This is a genomic window from Shigella sonnei (assembly GCF_002950395.1).
Lineage (GTDB): Bacteria > Pseudomonadota > Gammaproteobacteria > Enterobacterales > Enterobacteriaceae > ECMA0423.
Genome location: NZ_CP026802.1, coordinates 2744327 through 2764604, shown reverse-complemented (window position 1 = coordinate 2764604; position 20278 = coordinate 2744327). Strand labels below are relative to the sequence as shown.

At 51.8% G+C, this 20278-nt stretch carries 14 protein-coding genes, 1 tRNA gene and 3 pseudogenes; 5 read left to right on the top strand and 13 right to left on the bottom strand.

Annotation, left to right across the window (positions count from 1 at the left end; genetic code table 11):
• The first annotated feature begins 3 nt into the window (after positions 1-3).
• Positions 4-627, top strand: a complete 624-nt coding sequence (locus C1P89_RS14515; RefSeq protein ID WP_000016005.1) for a class I SAM-dependent methyltransferase — start codon at positions 4-6, stop codon at positions 625-627.
• Positions 628-675: 48 nt separating this feature from the next.
• On the opposite strand, the gene mltD is transcribed toward C1P89_RS14515, so the two are convergent.
• Together mltD and gloB are read right to left on the bottom strand one after the other, a co-directional pair.
• Positions 676-2034, bottom strand: coding sequence for a murein transglycosylase D (mltD, locus tag C1P89_RS14510; RefSeq protein WP_000644685.1), 1359 nt, complete (start codon positions 2032-2034; stop codon positions 676-678).
• Between the two features lie 71 nt (positions 2035-2105).
• Positions 2106-2861, bottom strand: a complete 756-nt coding sequence (gene gloB, locus C1P89_RS14505; protein WP_001052720.1) for a hydroxyacylglutathione hydrolase — start codon at positions 2859-2861, stop codon at positions 2106-2108.
• 33 nt (positions 2862-2894) lie between these two features.
• Between gloB and C1P89_RS14500 the strand changes: the two genes are divergently transcribed.
• Positions 2895-3617, top strand: coding sequence for a class I SAM-dependent methyltransferase (locus C1P89_RS14500; protein WP_001297210.1), 723 nt, complete (start codon positions 2895-2897; stop codon positions 3615-3617).
• Here C1P89_RS14500 and rnhA read toward each other — a convergent pair.
• Positions 3614-4081 (bottom strand): ribonuclease HI, encoded by a 468-nt coding sequence (gene rnhA, locus C1P89_RS14495; protein ID WP_000917883.1) that lies wholly within the window; start codon positions 4079-4081, stop codon positions 3614-3616. The genes C1P89_RS14500 and rnhA overlap by 4 nt on opposite strands.
• Positions 4082-4145: 64 nt before the next feature.
• Between rnhA and dnaQ the strand changes: the two genes are divergently transcribed.
• The 3 genes from dnaQ (at position 4146) to C1P89_RS14480 (ending at position 6201) form a co-directional block, all read left to right on the top strand.
• A complete protein-coding gene (gene dnaQ, locus C1P89_RS14490) occupies positions 4146-4877 on the top strand; it encodes a DNA polymerase III subunit epsilon (protein WP_001297205.1) in 732 nt (243 codons plus the stop codon).
• A 132-nt stretch (positions 4878-5009) separates the two neighbouring features.
• Positions 5010-5086: transfer RNA gene (locus C1P89_RS14485), tRNA-Asp, on the top strand.
• 329 nt (positions 5087-5415) lie between these two features.
• Positions 5416-6201, top strand: coding sequence for a lipoprotein YafT (locus C1P89_RS14480; protein WP_001053628.1), 786 nt, complete (start codon positions 5416-5418; stop codon positions 6199-6201).
• Positions 6202-6337: 136 nt separating this feature from the next.
• On the opposite strand, the gene ykfM is transcribed toward C1P89_RS14480, so the two are convergent.
• The 10 genes and pseudogenes from ykfM to tssK form a co-directional block, all read right to left on the bottom strand.
• Complete coding sequence (ykfM, locus tag C1P89_RS14475; RefSeq protein WP_001236637.1) at positions 6338-6817, bottom strand: protein YkfM; 480 nt, start codon at positions 6815-6817, stop codon at positions 6338-6340.
• Positions 6818-6826: 9 nt separating this feature from the next.
• Positions 6827-7769: pseudogene (locus C1P89_RS14470) on the bottom strand (hypothetical protein).
• 43 nt (positions 7770-7812) lie between these two features.
• The gene (locus C1P89_RS14465; RefSeq protein WP_001284199.1) at positions 7813-8295 is read right to left on the bottom strand and encodes an Hcp family type VI secretion system effector; all 483 of its coding nucleotides are present in this window, start codon (positions 8293-8295) and stop codon (positions 7813-7815) included.
• Between the two features lie 23 nt (positions 8296-8318).
• Positions 8319-9671: a VasL domain-containing protein gene (locus C1P89_RS14460; protein ID WP_001087736.1), complete on the bottom strand. Its 1353-nt coding sequence runs from the start codon at positions 9669-9671 to the stop codon at positions 8319-8321.
• 10 nt (positions 9672-9681) lie between these two features.
• Positions 9682-13146, bottom strand: a pseudogene (tssM, locus tag C1P89_RS14450) (type VI secretion system membrane subunit TssM).
• A 78-nt stretch (positions 13147-13224) separates the two neighbouring features.
• Complete coding sequence (gene tssA / locus C1P89_RS14445) at positions 13225-14637, bottom strand: type VI secretion system protein TssA (RefSeq protein ID WP_001240535.1); 1413 nt, start codon at positions 14635-14637, stop codon at positions 13225-13227.
• 4 nt (positions 14638-14641) lie between these two features.
• Positions 14642-15384 (bottom strand): annotated as a pseudogene (gene vasI, locus C1P89_RS14440) (type VI secretion system-associated protein VasI).
• A complete protein-coding gene (gene tssH / locus C1P89_RS14435; RefSeq protein ID WP_000614404.1) occupies positions 15381-18170 on the bottom strand; it encodes a type VI secretion system ATPase TssH in 2790 nt (929 codons plus the stop codon). The pseudogene vasI and the gene tssH overlap by 4 nt, the downstream one beginning before the upstream one ends.
• A gap of 8 nt (positions 18171-18178) precedes the next feature.
• Positions 18179-18940: a type IVB secretion system protein IcmH/DotU gene (gene icmH / locus C1P89_RS14430; protein WP_000343289.1), complete on the bottom strand. Its 762-nt coding sequence runs from the start codon at positions 18938-18940 to the stop codon at positions 18179-18181.
• 4 nt (positions 18941-18944) lie between these two features.
• On the bottom strand, positions 18945-20276 hold the full coding sequence (gene tssK, locus C1P89_RS14425; RefSeq protein WP_000246431.1) for a type VI secretion system baseplate subunit TssK: 1332 nt from the start codon (positions 20274-20276) through the stop codon (positions 18945-18947).
• Positions 20277-20278 lie beyond the last annotated feature (2 nt).

Below are 20278 nucleotides of genomic sequence, written 5' to 3'. Positions count from 1 at the left end.
GGTATGTCAGGTCTGCCGCAGGGCAGACCAACGTTTGGCGCTGCGCAAAACGTGAGCGCGGTGGTGGCGTATGACTTATCTGCCCACATGCTGGATGTCGTGGCACAAGCTGCCGAAGCCCGGCAACTGAAAAATATCACCACCCGCCAGGGATATGCCGCAAGTCTGCCATTTGCCGATAACGCATTTGATATTGTTATCAGCCGTTATTCTGCCCATCACTGGCATGATGTTGGTGCAGCACTGCGAGAAGTGAATAGGATATTGAAACCTGGCGGTAGGCTGATTGTGATGGATGTAATGTCTCCGGGTCACCCAGTGCGCGACATCTGGTTACAGGCGGTAGAAGCATTACGCGATACCTCTCACGTACGAAACTACGCCAGCGGTGCGTGGTTGACGTTAATCAATGAAGCCAATCTGATAGTTGATAATTTAATTACAGATAAGTTACCGCTGGAATTTTCTTCATGGGTCGTGAGAATGCGTACGCCAGAAGCGTTAGTAGACGCTATTCGCATTTACCAACAGAGCGCATCGACAGAGGTGAGAACGTATTTTTCCTTGCAGACTGATGGCTCTTTCACCAGTGATATCATCATGGTAGAAGCACATAAAGCGGCATAAATAAAAAAGGCACCGGGGGAATCGGTGCCTTTTTTATTATCTGGTTTGTCAGGAATCTGGCATGTTGTTGTTTTTCACAAACAACGTCAGCTTATCGCCTGGTTGCAGATTCGCAGTGTCGCTGTTCCAGCGCATCACATCTTTGATGTTCACGCCGTGGCGTTTAGCAATGCTTGAAAGCGAATCGCCTTTGCGCACACGATACGTAATGCTATCGCTGTTGTTTGCCAACCGCTGTGCGCTACTGCCTGCACCAATCGTCAAACTTTGGCCTGGCTTCAGCTTAGATCCGCGCAGTTTGTTCCACTGCTGCAAATCTTTGGTGCTTACGCCGAGACGTGAAGCGATGCTTGAAAGCGTGTCGCCAGAGCGTACGGTGTAAACACGGCTGTTAAGCGGCGTATTGTCGGCAACCAGCGTCGACTGTACAGCAGCAATTTCGCCTGAAGCGAGAGATTCACGCAGTTGATCTGCATGCTTCTTTGGCACCATCACGTACTGCGGCCCACTTGCGCCCAGCGTGGAGCCTTTCACGCCAGCGTTGAATGTCTTCAGCTTGCTGACGGAAATCCCCGCCATATCTGCAACCTTCGCCATTTCAACCGGGCTACTCAGGTGCACACGCGCCAGAGCACGGCTTTCATCGGTCGTTGGCAGACGTACGCCATAACGCTTGCTGTTTTTGAGAATATCACTCAATGCCAGCATTTTAGGCACGTACTGCTTCGTTTCCTGCGGCAACGGTAACGACCAGAAGTCCGTGGATTTCCCACGCGCTTTGTTCGTTTTAATTGCCTTCATGACCCGACCTTCGCCGCTGTTATAAGCCGCTACGGTCAGAAGCCAGTCGCCGTCAAACATTTTGTTCAGACGCTGCATCATATTCAGCGCGGCAGTTGTTGAAGCAACAACATCGCGACGCGCGTCATAATTGCGGGTCTGTTTCAAACCATAATTGCGCCCCGTGCTCGGAATGATCTGCCAGATGCCTGCGGCATTGGCGCCAGACGTTGCGTGAGGATCAAAAGCGCTCTCCACTATGGGTAGTAGTACCAGTTCCATAGGCATGTTACGTTTTTTAACTTGCCCTGCTATCCAGTACATATACGGCTCTGCCCGTAAAGTTACATCGTGGAGATAGCTCTTATTGCGTAAATATTTCTGTTTCTGTTCGCGAATCCGGTCATTTTCCGGAATTCCCATCTTTAGCTCGTCGCCAATGAAAGCCCACAAGTCACCATCTGGCGCGATAGACGTCCCATCGTCCATCCATCGTGCCTGACTTGTAAACTTTGCTGCTTCCCCTTGACCAGCTGCAGAAAGGCTCTGTGCGTGCTGTTGAACGTTGCCGGTACTCTGGCAACCCACGAGCAGGACAGAGGCGAGTAATATCGCTTTTGCCTTCATGTGTGTGTCAATAGTTGCTTAAAAGACGACCGATCATAACGGCGAACGGAGCCGATGACAAGAAAGTTTTATCAGAACCTATCTTTCTTTGACCTTAACCATGCAAAACGCTCTTCAGGTTGTTGCAATAATGTTTCTTCATTAATTACATTAATTAAATCAATATCTTCCGTTCTTAAAAAAACATTAATTTGCCGCTCATTTTTCAGAATTACGGGTAGTGTTATTTGATTTTTTGCCCGTAACTCCTTAACTTTACGATAATAATCATTTATGGACAAATCGTGCGGAAGAATACTCAAAGCAAACTTCATATTTGATAACGTATATTCATGAGCACAACATACCAATGTATCGTCAGGTAACGCACTTAACTTATTAAGTGATTGATACATTTGTGATGCTGTCCCTTCAAACAACCTACCACACCCACCAGAAAACAGCGTGTCGCCGCAAAATAGATAAGGTTTACTGAAGTAACAGATATGTCCTAAAGTGTGACCCGGTGTGGCAATTACACTAAATTCATGCCCCAAAACGAAGGCAGTTTCGCCATCTTTGACTACCTGTGTTGTTCCCTTATCTTGTGTCTCTTGTGGACCATACACCACAATTTGCGGAAACTTTTCCACCAGTTCTTTTACGCCGCCAACGTGATCGTGATGATGGTGGGTGAGAAATATGGCCTCCGGTTGCCAGTTATTGGCGGCAATGGCGTTTAATACTGGCTCTGCGTCTCCGGGATCGACAATCAGGCAGCGACCTGCTTCATCATTCAAAACCCAGATGTAATTGTCATCAAAGGCGGGAATACTGTTAAGATTCATAGATTACCTCTTAGTGTGAAACGGAAGGTTGTGATGAAACCGGCAAGAGTCCCTCAAACTGTCGTGGCTCCTGATCGCTGGGGCGATTTGCCCTGGGGAGAGCTTTATCGCAAGGCGCTGGAGCGCCAGCTCAACCCGTGGTTCACTAAAATGTATGGTTTTCATCTGCTTAAGATTGGCAATTTAAGCGCAGAAATCAATTGCGAAGCGTGCGCGGTTTCTCATCAAGTGAATGTTTCTGCGCAAGGAATGCCCGTCCAGGTGCAGGCGGATCCACTTCATCTTCCTTTTGCCGATAAATCCGTTGATGTTTGTCTACTGGCACATACATTGCCGTGGTGCACCGATCCGCATCGTTTATTGCGTGAAACCGATCGGGTATTGATTGATGATGGCTGGCTGGTGATTAGTGGCTTCAATCCCATTAGTTTAATGGGATTACGCAAACTTGTGCCGGTATTGCGAAAAACCTCGCCCTATAACAGCCGGATGTTTACTCTGATGCGGCAACTGGACTGGCTCTCTTTGTTGAATTTTGAAGTGCTGCACGCCAGCCGTTTCCACGTTCTCCCGTGGAACAAACACGGAGGAAAACTATTGAATGCGCATATTCCTGCGCTTGGTTGCTTACAACTTATTGTTGCCCGGAAACGGACTATTCCTTTAACGCTAAACCCGATGAAACAGAGTAAAAACAAGCCACGAATTCGCCAGGCGGTTGGAGCCACCCGGCAATGTCGTAAACCACAAGCTTAAACTTCGACTTGGTAGCCCGTATCTTCCAGTGTGGGATTCATTGCCGCAGCACGAGCCAGTTCATCACAGCGTTCGTTTTCCGGGTGTCCGGCATGGCCTTTAACCCATTCCCATTTGATTTGATGTTGCCCTAGGGCAGCATCAAGACGTTGCCAGAGATCGACATTTTTTACTGGTTTTTTGTCTGCGGTTTTCCAGCCACGTTTTTTCCAGTTATGGATCCACTGGGTGATACCCTGGCGGACATACTGGCTGTCGGTACTCAAAATGACTTCGCAATGTTCTTTTAACGCCTCCAGCGCGACAATAGCGGCCATCAACTCCATACGGTTGTTGGTGGTGCGGGTGTAGCCTGCGCTAAAGGTTTTCTCGCGTCCGCGATAGCGTAAAATAGCGCCGTAACCCCCAGGTCCTGGATTGCCCAGACACGAACCATCGGTGAAAATTTCTACCTGTTTAAGCATCTCTGGTAGACTTCCTGTAATTGAATCGAACTGTAAAACGATAAGTCTGACATAAATGACCGCTATGAGCACTGCAATTACACGCCAGATCGTTCTCGATACCGAAACCACCGGTATGAACCAGATTGGTGCGCACTATGAAGGCCACAAGATCATTGAGATTGGTGCCGTTGAAGTGGTGAACCGTCGCCTGACGGGCAATAACTTCCATGTTTATCTCAAACCCGATCGGCTGGTGGATCCGGAAGCCTTTGGCGTACATGGTATTGCCGATGAATTTTTGCTCGATAAGCCCACGTTTGCCGAAGTAGCCGATGAGTTCATGGACTATATCCGCGGCGCGGAGTTGGTGATCCATAACGCAGCGTTCGATATCGGCTTTATGGACTACGAGTTTTCGTTGCTTAAGCGCGATATTCCGAAGACCAATACCTTCTGTAAGGTCACCGATAGCCTTGCGGTGGCGAGGAAAATGTTTCCTGGTAAGCGCAACAGCCTCGATGCGTTATGTGCCCGCTACGAAATAGATAACAGTAAACGAACGCTACACGGGGCATTACTCGATGCACAGATCCTTGCGGAAGTTTATCTGGCGATGACCGGTGGTCAAACGTCGATGGCTTTTGCGATGGAAGGAGAGACACAGCAGCAACAAGGTGAAGCAACAATTCAGCGCATTGTACGTCAGGCAAGTAAGTTACGCGTTGTTTTTGCGACAGATGAAGAGCTTGCAGCTCATGAAGCCCGTCTTGATCTGGTGGAGAAGAAGGGCGGAAGCTGCCTCTGGCGGGCATAAATACCTGTAAAAGGCGCTAAAAATAGCGGCTTGGGCGATTTTTGCAGCAAACGATTCAAAAGATGAGAAAAACCGTTGACGAAGGGTGAGGCAATCCGTAATATTCGCCTCGTTCCCAACGGAACACAACGCGGAGCGGTAGTTCAGTCGGTTAGAATACCTGCCTGTCACGCAGGGGGGCGCGGGTTCGAGTCCCGTCCGTTCCGCCAAATTCACTCATGAAAATGAGTTCAGAGAACCGCAAGATTTTTAATTTTGCGGTTTTTTTGCATTTAAATCCCGCTATTTCTTCGGTCTATGGTTTTGTTATGCTGTAAATGTGTTAATCACATATGGTAGACCATATCATTAATATTTAATCATACTATCGAATCATTCAATTTAAATATATTTGAATGTTATGATTTTCATTTTTCTATTGATTTAATGAATTTATATATACTGTTATTTTTGTTTGTTCTGATTCAAGTGGAGTATATAATTAAAAATCGTTAGCTAAACATTACCATGATTATGACAGGCGAGGGAGTGTCCGATTATGAATTTAAGAAGGGTTTGTTGTATATGTGTATTATTCTCGCTGCTTGCAGGATGTGCCTCTGAATCTTCTATTGATGAAAAGAAGAAAAAAGCTCAAGTCACACAAAGTAATATTAATAAAAACACTCCCCAGCAACTGACAGACAAAGATTTATTCGGTAATGAAACCACTCTGGCCGTATCCGAAGAGGATATTCAAGCTGCGCTTGATGGAGATGAGTTCCGCGTTCCCCTTAATTCTCCTGTAATACTTGTTCAATCCGGCAACCGCGCACCGGAAACCATTATGCAGGAGGAGATGCGAAAATATTATACTGTTTCCACATTCTCTGGTATCCCGGACAGGCAAAAGCCTCTGACTTGTAACAAAAACAAAGATAAAAATGAGAACGAGGATGTTGCCAGTGCTGAGAATATGAACTGGATGCAGGCACTGCGTTTTGTGGCTGCAAAAGGGCATCAGAAAGCGATTATTGTTTTCCAGGATACGTTGCAGACAGGAAAATATGACTCTGGATTGAAATCAATAGTTTGGTCAGATTATAAAAATCAAAAATTGACTGACACGATGTCACTGCGCTATCTGGTACGATTCACGCTGGTGGATGTAGCTACAGGTGAGTGGGCTGCCTGGTCGCCGGTGAATTATGAATATAAAGTGCTTCCACCATTGCCCGACAAGAATGAAGCCAGTACGACTGATATGACAGAGCAGCAAATCATGCAACTTAAGCAAAAGACCTATAAAGCGATGGTAAAAGATTTGGTTAACCGCTATCAATAATAAATTATATCTGCCGCCAGGAATTTCTGGCGGAAATAATACAAAATTCTTTGCATAAGAAATTTTTCTTGACAAAGACAGTGCAAGAAAGGACATGGAATCCGGAGTTAAAAACTGTTTGTTTTAGAATGTTTAATTATTTAACTGCTGAATCTTCCTTGCGAGAAATATATTCATTATTACATTTCATGCCATTTTTAATATAGATTGCTCCTGGGAAAATTCCCGTATTATTACCGCAGGGGTGATAATTAGCATTGACATATCCTGTGACAAAAGGAGCTATTAAAGGTGCTATTACGATAGCTATTAGTAAAAATATAAGAGTTAGCTGTATTGTTATGTCTGTGGCGAAATTGACTACCTTCGTTTTTTTGATTAAGAATAATTTTATTATCGTAAGTAAAATTACATGAATATTTAAAAAGGAAAACGACATGAAACCAAAGCACAGAATCAACATTCTCCAATCATAAAATATTTCCGTGGAGCATTTTATTATTGAATATAGAGGTTTAACTCCGGTAAAAAACAAAGAAGCATTGAATGCAGGGAAAAATAATATGGCCATAAAAAACATCGAAAGAAACTCTTTTAATTTAACATGTAAACGCATGGTTAATCCTCATATCACGGGTGGAGTGTTAAGAACATACATAAATGGAGTCATGTTTTCCCTTTTCCATTTATCAAGTTCCTGTTGCCGTTTTAGTCCATCTCTAATTGCATATTTTAATTTTTCTGATAAATGGCATTGAGCATCGATTTCATTTAAAACAACTGTACACACTATCCCTGTCAGTAAAATTGCTCCTCCGACAAGAATTACTGGAAAGCCAAAGCTAACACAGGCAAAAGAAGCCAGGCTTCCAATAGCGGTTGCAACACCACCGGCTATAACTGCTTTGGCCACATCCATTGAAAAATCGCCAAGAAAATTAACCAGATCTCGCTCTGAACTCATAATAAATTCTATGGTTCTCCAGGCTACTGAAAACCAGATACAGAACTTAACTCCTTTTATTGATTCAGATAAAGCTCCTCGCCAGCCAATAGCGAGTTCCAGAACTTGAGGCGCTCGTGAAGAGAAAATATATTTACCGAGCTTTTCTAAAAGCCAGGGGCTGGATGTTGTGATTTTTATATATTTCTCTCCAAGTATTTCAAAGTAACTTGCTTTTGTATACTTTAAGGCATTAATGTTAAATATAATTTTCCCATTGTCATCAAACTCAGTCATTAATTTACTCGCGTTAACTAACCAGGCGAGTGTATCTTTTATACCTGAAGGATGTGTAGTGATAAAATGAATGTAATCAAATGATGTTATTGGGCTGAGTATTTTTTTTTTTTTTTTTTTTTTTTTTTTTTTTTTTTGCAACATCAAGTGTCAAGAGAATAACATGATGAGTGTTCTGATGCCTTAACTCATCAATGAGTGGGACGTCGTTAAGATAAGGGTGCTGAGGTACTAGCTGGTTTATCGGCTGAGCCCCCCGAAGAATGTCACCCACATAATCAGCCCACTGTGCATTCTGTGTGTTGTTGTTATTCCTTAAACCAGCCATTTTATCTCTCCGCAATAGTAATTTATTATGTTATTACAGTAAGTTACTGTACACGATCCTGCCATTTACTCATTGCATTCGTACCGGCTAACGTATGCTCCCAGGAAATATCTTCATAAATAAAGGCAATTCTCTCCTGTGGTTCCAGTTCTTTTTCCAGGACAGCATGCGGTGTGACAAAATCAATACTTGATATTCGGGCTTTTGACAGATTTATTTTATAATAAGGCTGGTAAATACCCGCTTTACTGGTTCGGTAGAGTATAAATTCACATATTGCCATTTTTTCATTGTCACTAAGTGCTTTTGCCAGCAATGGTGAGGATTTATCAACCGGTTTGGTGATAATTAATTCATGATGATTGACATTTTGACTTCTTGAGATGGAATGCATTAACGCATAAACCATGATCTGATCTTTATGTTCTGGCTGCGCTTTGTTTCCGACAGAATCAAGCGTTGAGCAACCTGCTGAAATTAGCCCTTGTGTCTCTCCACTCAAAGATAAATAACTTATATTTGCCATGATAATCTCCTTTAATTAAATAATTATTTTTCGGCCGTGGTACCGGTTGCCGCCTCTGGCATGACGTTATTCTTCAGCAGCAGCCAGCGGCTTAACACGCCTTCGAGTCGCTCATTAATTTGTTTTTCCAGCGCATCTGTATTCTGCTTCTGCGCACGGGCATCATGGTACTGCGTCAACAGAGACTCAACGGGGGTTTCCTGCCCCAGTCCCCGCTCCGCCTGCCAGATGACATTTTTGATATAGGAAAGGGTTAGTCCCTCTTTCTCGCGCTGCATCACTAGATCTGCAAAAGCATGTAAGTCCTGGCGGGTCTGCAACCAGCCACGCAACTGCGGGCTACTCTGTGCGCGGGTTTTGAGTGCCTCATTCCATTGTGTCGAGGCCTGTTGCTGTTGCAGGCTTTCCGGCCAGCGACTGTCGGCAACACGCATCATCTGCATCCCGGTTTCCAGCGGCTGTACCGGGGAGGTATCAAGAAGTTGTTGCAGCCTGCGCTCATAGTTTTCGAGTTCAGGTGAGGCCATCCACACCGTTGCTGCGCCCTGAGCGGTGTCGTTAACCTGTAACAGTTGCTGCTGCACCGGATAGACCTGCCACCACCACAATGCTGAGGCGACAGCCACTGAACAGGCGATCCCTGCGATAAACCCTCTTACCGTACTGCCTTGCTTTATCACACTGGCCTGTGGGGGATTCTCTGTCAGACTGCGCACTTCCACTTTCATCTCAGGCAGGCCGGGCAGGGGAGGCACTACCGCTTCTGGTGTGGAAGATGCCAGTGTTTCCGGGGCATAAATCAGCGTTCTGACCGTGGTCTGTGCGGCGTTCTCAGCGTTACTCTTCGGCTGGGGTTCAAGCCGTTTACGCGTGTGCTGCATAAAATAGAGCAGATTCTCCACGCGCGGAACGCGCTTCAGTTCCACCTGCTGGAGCTTATCGCAGATAAGCTGCAATGCCCGCTCTGTGCGGTAGATCAGTGGTAGGTCGGATTCCGCAAAGGAGATTTGCTGACGCAGAATATTGCCGGTTCGGGAGTTAAACCAGTCCAGCATTTCAGTACGCGCCGGGCCGCCCTGCGGCCAGAACTTATCCCAGTCGTGGCTTACCATTGCCGCCAGCAGTTCCGCACCTTCGCAGAATCCCGCCAGTCCCTGTGTCCGTGTCCGGGCAAGCGTATAGTAGGTGGCGGTGTGTAAATCCACACCGTTGGCTTTAAAAATCGCCAGCGCCAGCGACTCCACCAGTTTCCAGTTCAGCTCAGGCTGTGACGGGTGGCTGGCTTTGTTTATTTCCTCGCGGATGGCGCTGAATTCCGGCAGCCCGCGCGGGTCACTGCCGGTAACGATAGTTTGTGTCAGTACGTTACTATTCATCCCTGCCTCCTCAGTACAGTGTGTCTGACAGACCAAACTGGCTGAACAACCCACCGCTGAACGGGTTATCTTCCGTGTCGGTATGCACACGGTAGGTCATCGCGCCACCGTCCACGCTAAAGCGCACGGTAAAGTTGCCATCCTGTACTCCGGTCAGTTGTCCGGCCCAGAACAGGCGGAACTGCGCCCACGGCCCGCTGAAGCTGATACTGCGCGGCGCGTTGCCGCTGGTGCCGATGAGCGTCAGCTTACTTTCGTTGCCTTCGCGCATGTTGTTAGGCCAGACCAGATGGGCGGTATAGTTACGGCCCTGGCTGTAATCGACTAACTGACTGTCAAGGTTCAGTACACTGCGGCGTTTATTGCCTGAAAGCGATACCGTTTCCACGGCAAAGGATGTTCCCAGACCGTTCTGTTTGCTGAAGAAGATGTCACGGATTTTCTGCGCAGTTTCCAGTTGCGCAATAATATCTTCGCGAATAATGACGTTGTTATCGCCATCCTCCAGACTCAGGTCATTATCGATAAACAGCTTCAGGTTCTGCTGGTAGAAGGTATCCAGTATGCCATCCGGTTTAAAGAAGCGTTCGAAGGCATCCAGTGAGGCATCCTGTGCAGAACGCGGATTAAACGGATAGTTATTTGCCAGTTGCTCGTTAAACGGTTTCACCACGCTGTCGCGCCAGTCCACTTCCATATAATGAACAGCCTCCACCATCACCACATGCCAGGCCTAGTCAGTCAGTCTGCCAACCCAGCGGTTGAGCGGAGCAGGCAGCGTTTTTGCCATCTGGCGGGTGGCGAATATCGGATCGCTGCTGTTCTGATCAAGCCGTAACTGCACGGCTTTCAGCGCCGATTTCCCTGGTACAGGCGCGTTCTGGATTGCCAGCAGGTAGCGGTGCAACTCGGTGAGTTGCTGATACACGGCCTGCATCGTGCTTTCTTTGTCTTTCTGTACTGCCAGGGTACTGTTTTCCGGGGCGAATTCATGCCCGAGGCGGGTGAGTAACTGGTAATCCGGCTCTGCCAGGGCTTCCTCCCGTTCTTTGGCAGAGAGTTTTTCAGAAAAGACGCCTGGCTGTGTGCTGTCACGCAGCACGGTCAGCGCCCGCTGCAAAGGCTGGTCGCCGCTGATAACCTGCTCCAGCGCCCCGGTCAGTTGTCCGATGGACTCAAAATTGCGGATATTCAGATTGTCCATCCCAGCCCGCCAGGTGGCGGTGTAGTCGCTGATATACTGCTCGGTCAACTGGTGCTGGATTTCCGCACGGTCGGCGTCACTGTATTTCACATTGCGGGTGAGGTTAAGTACCCAGGAATCCATCGCTGTCAGTTCAACCAGTTCATCGCGCTGTTTTACAAAATAGCTTTGCAGGCCGTAGCGGGTGATAAACTGTGGAACAACCAGTTTGTTGTCATCGGCAGATGTAAACACCTGGTCAAAGGTTGGCCCTACCTGGTCACGCAGATTGAGGTCGGCAGGAAGAACGCCCAGCGCCCGCGTTTTCAGGCTCTGGTAAACCCGCTGGTAGACAGGCAGTTTGCTCAGTTCTTTCTGTGCTGATACCACGGGCTTGTCATATGGCGTCCAGCGGCTGATGGCGTCACCGTCGCCCGCCTGACGCTCTGCGTGCCAGTCAGTATGAGCCAGCGCGTAGTCAAGATGGGACATCAGTTGTGCCTGGATATCGCGCTGACCGTGGAACTTTTCGCTCCAGCGTTTTGCCATATACTGCTTCACCACCTGATTGTTACGTCCGCTTTTGTCCTCCAGCATTCGCATCACGCGCAGCACCGCGAGTTTTTCTTCACTCTCCGGCGGCGCGGCGTTCATCGCTTTGACCAGCCCGTTAAACAGCGAGGGCAGGTAACGTTGCTCCAGCAGTTGCAGATAGGTCTGTTCCACATAAGGCCCGATACGTCGTCCCTGGTACAGTCCCATATCGGCCAGACGGCTGCGGTCGCCCCAGTCGCCATAGGCCAGTGTGGCATCGCGTACCGGGTTCAGGAGCGGCAGTTGCAGGTTGCCAAAGTCATCTTCCCCCTGCGGAGGCGGCACGTCCATAAAGGCTTTGGCCTGCTTAAGCACGGTGATGCCGGACTGATAGTTACCGTTGTAATAGTGATGCCAGCCGGTGATGAGCAGCAGTGCTGCCACGCCGCCTGTGGCAGAGAAAACCGTCAGGCGGCGACGGGAACGTATCAGCCAGGCGCGGCTCTCTGTTGCCAGATTAGGCTCTGCGAGTAATGCCTGCGGGAACAGGCTGCGGGTGAAATAAGGCGCGGTGTCCACCAGGGGCCAGGACGCCAGTGGGTTATTGCCCAGCCGGTACTGGCGGGCGGCAGACTGGGTGAATATATCATCCATCTGTCCACGCTGAAGCGAAGAGGTGAGATAGACACCACGCAGCATCACGTTCATATTTTCGCCATCAAGCAGACCCTCAAGCAGTGACACCAGCGGTTCACGGCTTCCCTGCATCTGGCGGGAAAAACTGAATAAAGACGCGCGGGTGTGAGTCTGAGCGACCATCAGATCCGGCAACGCCAGATTCATTCGATCCACCCATGTCTGCCAGAAAGCATTCAACTCTGTTCGCCAGTCATCATTTTCATGGGCACGGCGGGTGAACGTGACGCCCAGAATCGCATCGCGATCCTGTCTGTTGAGTGACTGGAACAGGGCGGCAAAACCCTGTAATAAATCAAGCCGGGTCAGTACCACGTAAACCGGTAACTGGCAGTGAAGATGCTGGCGTATATCCTGTAAGCGGCTGCGCAGCGTCTGTAACAGATGCTCGCGGCGGCGTTTGTCTGCGGTCAGCAGATCGGGTAAATCGAGTGTCAGAATAATCCCGTTCAGCGGCTGGCGCGCGCGCTTTTCTTTCAGCCAGCCGAGGGCATGTTCCCACAGACGGCGATGCAGGATATCCGCATCAGCGGGAGCGCAGAGTGTGCCGTCGATATCAAAGATCACCGCCTGTTTACCGACATGGGGCGTGAGGTACAGGCGTTGTTCTGCGCCGCGTGCGCCCTCCGGGGCATAAATAATGTCGGACGGAAACCCCTTGCGCAGCAGTGTCGTTTTGCCACTGCCCGCCGGGCCGATGACCATATACCACGGCAACTGCCACAGGAAACGGCGGTTGTCGAGATGGCGTTGCAGGCGCAGCAGCCAGCGGTCAAGATAACGCTGCTGGGCGTTCAGTTCCACGCTGAGCGGATCAACGGCTTCCTCGCGCTGTTGCTTTTGCATTTTTTCAAGCTGTTGCAGGCGCTTCATCACCCGGACGGTAAGCCACACCAGGGCAATAATCCCCCACGCCGCCGTTGCCAGCCAGCGGTTCGCCAGTGGTTTGAGCCACTGTTCTTCATACAGCGTCCACATCGGGCCTTTCCACCAGATCCACACCAGCAGAAAAATCCACGCCAGTATCAGCAGCCAGAAAGCAGAGACTTTAAACCGGGGCATCGCCGGTCGCAGGGCTGATTTGAGTCCGCTGAGTAGTCGGGGTGTTGGTAATCTGAACACAAAAACTCCTGTTCTCTTTTATTGTTCTGCCGTGAATTTTTGTTCTAGCTGCTCAAGCAGGGACGGCTCCCAGTCTGCCACCATCATCTGCAATCCCATCCTGAACAACATCCGGTACTGCTGCTGCGCAAGCTGTACCAGCCCCGCCTCTTCCGTCAACTGTGCGGCAAGGTACTGGCGGTGAAACTGATCGCGGGGATCGCCTTCGGGTAGCATGTCCAGATATCGCAGCGCCGCCTCCAGACCCTGCTCAGCAAAACAGGCTCTGGCTGCCTTCGATTCCTCACCGATTTGCGCAACCGGTGCAACTTTGGCGTCGGGCGAAGCTGCCAGCCATTGTTTCGTCTGCTCACTGATAAACGGTGTGTGGTCATTAAACAGCAGCCCGGTAAGCTGGGGCAGACGCTCAAGGAAGCGGATGACCTCATCGCGGATGGCGTCTGCCACCTGTTTGTAACCCAGACGCAGCGCCGTCTGTGCAGAAAGGCAGTGACCATCCAGCCAGTAAGGAGCCAGCAGTACGCTTTTCTCCACCTGCTGCCACAGCGCCATATCGGCACTACCGAGCTGAGCATGGTAATCTGCCACCATATCGGCGGAGACCGCAGCCAGTGGAGTACGGCCATCGCTTTCCGCCTGGGGCGTACTGGTGATGTTCTGCCAAAGCGCATGGCGGCGCAGACGGTAGCCCTGCGGTGAATCCGGCTGGCGTTCACATAAAATGGCCGCCACTTTTAACAGCGTGTCGCGCCAGGCTTTGTCGTCGTGACTGTCGATGACGATTTGGGGAGCCGGAGCACTGGGTTGCGTCACGCCGCTTTCAGACGTGGCGGTGGTCTGTGGTGAACTACCGGAGGCCGCCGGAGTGGGGACAGGAGCCGGTGCCGCACGATTAAACGCACGCTGGTACAGGGCAAAAAGATCATCAGTAGCCTGTGCCAGTTCCGGGGCGTTATGTGACTGCCAGCATTGCGCCAGTTTTGCCAGTTGCCCTGACAGCGCATCGCGCTGCGCTGTGGCGGCGTTCTGTGAAAAAACTTCAATACCTGTTTCAAAGCGTTTAATGACCTGGCTGGCAAAGCGTTTTTTATGCGCCATATTCTGCGGCGCAGCCACCGCCCAGTAATGCTCCACATACAGCGCCAGCAGGCGCAATGCGAGATGAGGATCACCGGCGTGTTGCAGGGTTCTTAGCAGATGCGCCAGCAGACGAAAATCCTTACTCTCCGAAGCCAGAATGACCAGCCCCCGGCGCTGGAGTTCCGGGATATCCAGTTGACTGTGGGCCAGCGATCCCAGCTTGACGATTTCGCCGTCGATATACTCCCAGTTCGGGTTGTCATCTTTCAGCGCCGATGCCAGTTTCTCTTCCGGCAGGTTTTCCAGCAGGTGCGATATCCAGACATTCGGATCGCGTAAGTCCATTGCCATATTTTTATTCTCCCGCCCAGTGGCAGGCATCGCGCAGGGGAGCAATCGCCCTTGCCAGCCCGTCAATGTTAAAGGTCAGCTTTCCGGCGGCATTGTCTGCGCCGGTATCCACCGTCAGCGTTTTTGCGCCGAACAGTTGCTTAATTTCATCAATCCCGGATAACCCCCGGCTGGACTCCAGCAGGGTGCCGTTCTCGCGCACAAACCAGTGGCTGCGCAATGCCCGGTTGTCGGCATTCAGAGTGACGGCGATATCATGGACATCCAGAGGGTGCATCAGCGCCACCTGCATCCGGGTGATATTGTCCACGCAACTGAACATCAGCACCGGGCGTGGCGGAACATGACCGATAGCCGGGGTGGTTATCACCACCGTCGGGCGCTCCCCGGCACCTGCGTCACCAGCAGTTCTGTGGTGTTGCCCTCGCGGCGTTTTTCCTGCTCTGTGGCGCGGGTCCAGGCCTCGCCCACAAAACCGGCTTTGACCAGCGCCCCGTCAAACCCTGACGGGGACAGCGGTGCCAGCAGGCGGTCATAGCAGTCAAGCCGCTCCAGCGCCGCGGACTCCCGCCGACAGGACTGCATGGCCTGTAACGTGGCTGTCGCATCCGGCGGGGTCGTGGTGGCGACGGCGACCGCCACACCGGCCATTGACGATGCTTCTGCGGGCGCGGCAGTGGCGGGTAAGCCCGTCATCAGGCCCGCGATAAACCATCCTGTCTGCCGGAAAACGCGCAACCTGCTCATAAAACCGTTTCATCCTTTGTGACGGACTCGTCGTTCTGAGCATCTTCCACGTCTGCCGTAAATGCGCCGTCCACTGCCGACAACCGAATCCGGGCAATCGCCGTGTTAGCCGCCATTTTCTGCAACAGCAGCAGCGAGAGCGGCGGTAGCATGTCGCCATCGATGACCGATTCCAGCATCCTCGCGCCGTTTTCCGCGCGGGTGACGCGGCTCATGATTTCGTCCGTCACTTCCGGTTCAATGACCACTTCTACACCAAAGCGACTGCGCAGCACGTTATCCAGACGGGCCAGTTTTCCGGCGATAATGGTGGCGAGCGTCTCTTTCGACAGCGGCAGATACGGCACCACTTCCATACGCGCCAGCAGGGCAGGTTTGAAGAAGTCGGCCAGCACCGGATACAGTACTTCCTGCATGGTTTCCGGGTCATCGGCATGCTCGACTATTACCTGGTAGCCGAGGTTGGACGTCAGGAAGAAGACGATATTTTTGCAGTCAATCAGGCGGCCTTCACCGTCTGCCATTTCGCCCTTATCGAACGCCTGGTAGAACAGGTTGAGCACATCCGGGTGCGCTTTTTCCACTTCATCGAGCAGTACTACCGAGTAGGGTTTCTGGCGAATCGCTTCGGTCAGTACGCCGCCTTCACCGTAGCCAACGTAGCCCGGAGGCGAACCAATCAGCCGCGAGACGGTGTGTTTCTCCTGGAATTCGGACATATTGATGGTGGTCAGGTACTGGCGACCGCCGTAGAGCAGCTCTGCCAGTTGCAGGACGGTTTCGGTTTTACCCACACCGCTGGGGCCAGCCAGCAGGAACGCACCGAGCGGGCGTCCCGGACGACGCAGGTCGGCGCGTGCGGTCAGTAGATGCTTATGCAGGCTGGCAATCGCCAGGTCCTGGCCTTTGATGGTGTCACCCAGCCATTTCGTCAGGTCGGTGATGACCGACATTTCATTCTGCGACAGGCGGTTGAGCGGCACGCCGGTCCATTCGGCAATCACCGCCGCAATCTGTTTTTTATCGACGTGCGGGGAGACCAGCAACCGGTCGTTATGCAGGGCGTCCAGTTCGGCAGTGAGCTGGGCCAGCCGCTGTACCGGGGAAACTGTTTCAGCGGTCTCTTCCGGTTGTTCTCTGTCGGCCTCATCAGCCGGTTCGGCACCGGTATTATCCTGCTCTGACTCTGACTCTGACTCTGACTCTGACTCTGACTCTGGCTGCGTATCCTCCACGGTATCTGCGTCCGGCAACGGCGCCGCATCGTCCTCTGCCACGCCCAGTAACTGCTGGCGCAGCGCGATAATCTCCCGGACCAGCGTCTGCTGCTGGTGCCAGGCCGCTTCCAGTTCATCCAGCGCCGTCAGCGTTTCATCATACTGCACCAGCACCTCGGTCATCCGTGATGTGTCGGTACGCAGTCCGATGCGAAGCTCGCGCTCAAGCTGGCGAATTTCCGCCTCCTGCTGGTGGCTCAGAGTGGTCAGCGCCGAGATTTGCTTCGGCGGCGACGACAGGTTGATGGCCACACGGGCGCAGGCGGTATCCAGCACATCAATCGCTTTGTCCGGTAACTGACGCCCGGAGAGATAACGCTCGCTTAATGTCGCAGCGGCCTGCAAGGCGTCATCATCAATCAGCACGCCGTGAGACTGTTCATAGACCGCCGACAGACCGCGCAGAATAATGGTGGCTTCGGCAGCGTTGGGTTCGCTGACCTTCACCAACTGGAAGCGGCGCGACAGGGCGGCATCTTTTTCGAAGTATTTTTTGTACTCGCTCCAGGTGGTGGCGGCGATGGTTTTCAGCTCGCCGCGCGCCAGCGCCGGTTTGAGCAGGTTGGAGATATCCAGCCCGCCCTGCTGGTTGCCCGCGCCAATCAGGGTATGTGCTTCGTCGATAAACAGAATGACCGGCACCGGGGAGGAAATGACCTCCGCCATCAGCCCTTTGAAACGTTTTTCGAATTCACCCTTCACCGACGCCCCGGCCTGCAATGCGCCCAAGTCAAGGGTCATGATATCGGTGTTTTTCAGCTTGTCCGGCACCTGGCCTGCCACGATGCGCAGCGCCAGCCCTTCAATCAGTGCGCTTTTGCCCACGCCCGCTTCGCCCACCACCACCGGGTTGTTTTTACGGCGGCGGCAGAGAATGTCGATCATCAGGTCGATTTCGTGGTCGCGGCACAGTACCGGGTCAAGCCTGCCGTTACGGGCGTCTGCGGTCATGTTTTTGGCATAGCGGGCAAGCAGGGTGTCAGAGGCGTCCGTCATTGTGCCTGCGCCTTTACCGTCTGCATCCGGCACGACTGATTCCGCCGACTCCTGTGTCCACTGCACAAAGTCCTGTTGCAGACGGTCACGGTTAATGCCGGTCAACAGCCGGGCGGCAGCAGGCGGTATATAACGCAGCGGCGAATGCAGCAGGGCCAGCAGCAACACGCCGCCGCGCAGTTCGCTGTGCTGCATCTCAGCCGACGCCAGCAGCCAGCCCTCTTTAAGCCACTCAACCAGCATCGGGGAAAACGCCGGGTAGCTGTCCGCAGAACGGGCGGTTGTGTAGTTCTCTACCGTCAGCGCCTGGCGCAACTCTTCCATGCCAATATCGCCCTGGCGGGTAATAACCCGCAGGTCACTGCGTGGCATGGCGAGCATCTGAATGAGCACATGGCTGACGGTAATTTCCGCTGCCTGCTGACTCATACATTCAGAGGCGGCCATCTCCAGCGCCTGGCGGGAGAACAGGTTCAGCCGTTTTACCAGCGTGGGAAGATCAATCTGGATCATAAACGTCCTTATCGAAGTAATTTGTTTAGCTGGTGCAGGATGTCCTGCGTCTGGCTGTCCAGCCGCAACAGATAGAACAGGTAAAACAACGCCAGCACGACAACGCCACCACAAAAAATATGTTTAACAGTCAGGCGACTGATGAGCTGATAACGCCCGCCCTGGGTTTTTTTGTCCTGGTGTAACAGCGGGAAAGGGGCATCGCCGCGCAGTTTATGCAGAACGTGGTACAGACGGCGGTAGATCTGCTCAAATTCCCCCTGATCCTGTGCTGCCACTTTGTAGCGCCCGCGAAATCCCAGAGAAAAACAGATCCAGAGAAATTCCAGCAGATCCTGGTAACGTTTGGGTTCACGGATCAGGCGCTCCAGCAGGATGAAAACTTTCTCGCCACCCCAGGCTTCGTTGTGGAAATGGACCAGCAATGACTGCTTGATCCACTCGTTCTTGTTTGACCAGCCGTTACCGAGCGCCGCTTCATCAATAAACGTGCAGAGGATGTAGCGAAACGAGATAATCACGCCCGGTTCGTAGCCCTGCTCCTGAAGCAGTTGCTCCACGGCCTGAACATCTGTCACCACCTGAGCAAAAAGATGCTCCGGCATCGTCTGGCTGTTCATGGTTGAAAGGCGCATTACCATACCGAGTAGCGGCGTGGCCGCGTCGATCATCGGATTCAGGCTGTTGCCACGAAGCGCGAGATGGTAGTTGCGCTGGCTTTTTTCGTCGTGTCCGGTAAATGGTGGCAGAGACAGTGACCCCTCATCCATCGTCTTACCCTCTTATCGCCCACAGTTGCATGTTCAGATCCGGGAAACTGCCGGAAACATGCAGTGCAACGGCCCCGGCGGCAGCCATTTCTGTCCAGGCCTGGCCACTCTTGTCGAGTTCGAAATAGCTGAACCCGGAATGGTAAGGAAGCTGGCGGGGAGCCACCATAAGGGCACGCAATGGAATACAGGGGATCTGCACACTGACCATATTGCGGATTTTTTCCGGCGAGGAAATTTTCGACTGCTGGATAAACTGGCGCTGGATCTGATCGACCGGCATATTTGCCGCCACGGCCAGCACAAAGGTGGCAGATTGCAGCAGTTCTGTGTCATGGATATCGGCCTGCCAGATACCGTCACGCAGATGCAGCGGCAGATTGACGGCTCTTGGCGACAGTACGGTATGCAGCGCCCGTTTGACTTCCGGTAACAGCGTTTTAAATATTTTGGTCAGGTCATGATGATCATACACATCAAGCGGGCAGGGCAGGCGCGACGGCTCGGTAAAGGTCATCAGTTCACCCAGCAACCCGGCAAGATCAAGGTAGAAATCTTCCGGGTGGAGCTGGGATCGACGGGCGTGATGGGTAAACCGGGTCTGGTTACGGTTAAGTAACTGCAACATCATAAATTCCGCCACATCCGCGATGCCGCTCTGCGCCGGAGAGCCAATACGGTTTGCCAGATCGCTTGCCCGTCCGCCAATGGCCCCCTGTACCTCTTTGAGATAAACACGCAGTTTCTTACTGACCTGAATATTCTGGCAGGAGGGGATAAAATCGTCATCCAACGTCAGGGAGCCATCGGCATGGCGATCGCTGATACGGCAAAGCGGGAGCGTAATATAGGCGCTCATATCTTCTGCACCGCTCATAATGCGCGGCGTCAGTTGACCCAGCGTCAATGTTCGCGCGTCACCTTCTTCTGAATGCAAATCCCGGACATCGGCATAATTCAGCCGGTAACGCCCGATTCGCCGTCCGTCGCTGATTTCATTTCTCACATCACTGGCGACCGGCAGAGCGAGGTAGATATTGCGGCTTCTTTCGTCCGGAAAATTTTGCGGGTGCAGCGGATCGGGCAGTGCGTCCTGGTCGGGGATAGAAAAGACGGTGCCGTCGGGCAGTGTGCCTGACGCGCTGTCAATCATGATCTTACCCTGCGCCAGCAGTTCATTGTTGAGGGTGAGTTCGGTAAATCCCCAGGATAAATCATTCATGGCCCGGAAACGCTGGTTATCCAGGTAGTCGTTGTAACGCTGCTGCTGCTGGAAATGGTGTGGACGCATCAGCATCCCTTCCTGCCACATCACCTTGTTGCGGGTGGTTGCCATAA

Excerpts from the sequence above, each read along its gene's own strand:
- C1P89_RS14515 (WP_000016005.1), top strand. The coding sequence starts at position 4 with ATGTCAGGTCTGCCGCAGGGCAGACCAACGTTTGGCGCTGCGCAAAAC.
- mltD (WP_000644685.1), bottom strand. The coding sequence starts at position 2,034 with ATGAAGGCAAAAGCGATATTACTCGCCTCTGTCCTGCTCGTGGGTTGC.
- gloB (WP_001052720.1), bottom strand. The coding sequence starts at position 2,861 with ATGAATCTTAACAGTATTCCCGCCTTTGATGACAATTACATCTGGGTT.
- C1P89_RS14500 (WP_001297210.1), top strand. The coding sequence starts at position 2,895 with ATGAAACCGGCAAGAGTCCCTCAAACTGTCGTGGCTCCTGATCGCTGG.
- rnhA (WP_000917883.1), bottom strand. The coding sequence starts at position 4,081 with ATGCTTAAACAGGTAGAAATTTTCACCGATGGTTCGTGTCTGGGCAAT.
- dnaQ (WP_001297205.1), top strand. The coding sequence starts at position 4,146 with ATGAGCACTGCAATTACACGCCAGATCGTTCTCGATACCGAAACCACC.
- C1P89_RS14480 (WP_001053628.1), top strand. The coding sequence starts at position 5,416 with ATGAATTTAAGAAGGGTTTGTTGTATATGTGTATTATTCTCGCTGCTT.
- ykfM (WP_001236637.1), bottom strand. The coding sequence starts at position 6,817 with ATGCGTTTACATGTTAAATTAAAAGAGTTTCTTTCGATGTTTTTTATG.
- C1P89_RS14465 (WP_001284199.1), bottom strand. The coding sequence starts at position 8,295 with ATGGCAAATATAAGTTATTTATCTTTGAGTGGAGAGACACAAGGGCTA.
- C1P89_RS14460 (WP_001087736.1), bottom strand. The coding sequence starts at position 9,671 with ATGAATAGTAACGTACTGACACAAACTATCGTTACCGGCAGTGACCCG.
- tssA (WP_001240535.1), bottom strand. The coding sequence starts at position 14,637 with ATGGCAATGGACTTACGCGATCCGAATGTCTGGATATCGCACCTGCTG.
- tssH (WP_000614404.1), bottom strand. The coding sequence starts at position 18,170 with ATGATCCAGATTGATCTTCCCACGCTGGTAAAACGGCTGAACCTGTTC.
- icmH (WP_000343289.1), bottom strand. The coding sequence starts at position 18,940 with ATGGATGAGGGGTCACTGTCTCTGCCACCATTTACCGGACACGACGAA.
- tssK (WP_000246431.1), bottom strand. The coding sequence starts at position 20,276 with ATGGCAACCACCCGCAACAAGGTGATGTGGCAGGAAGGGATGCTGATG.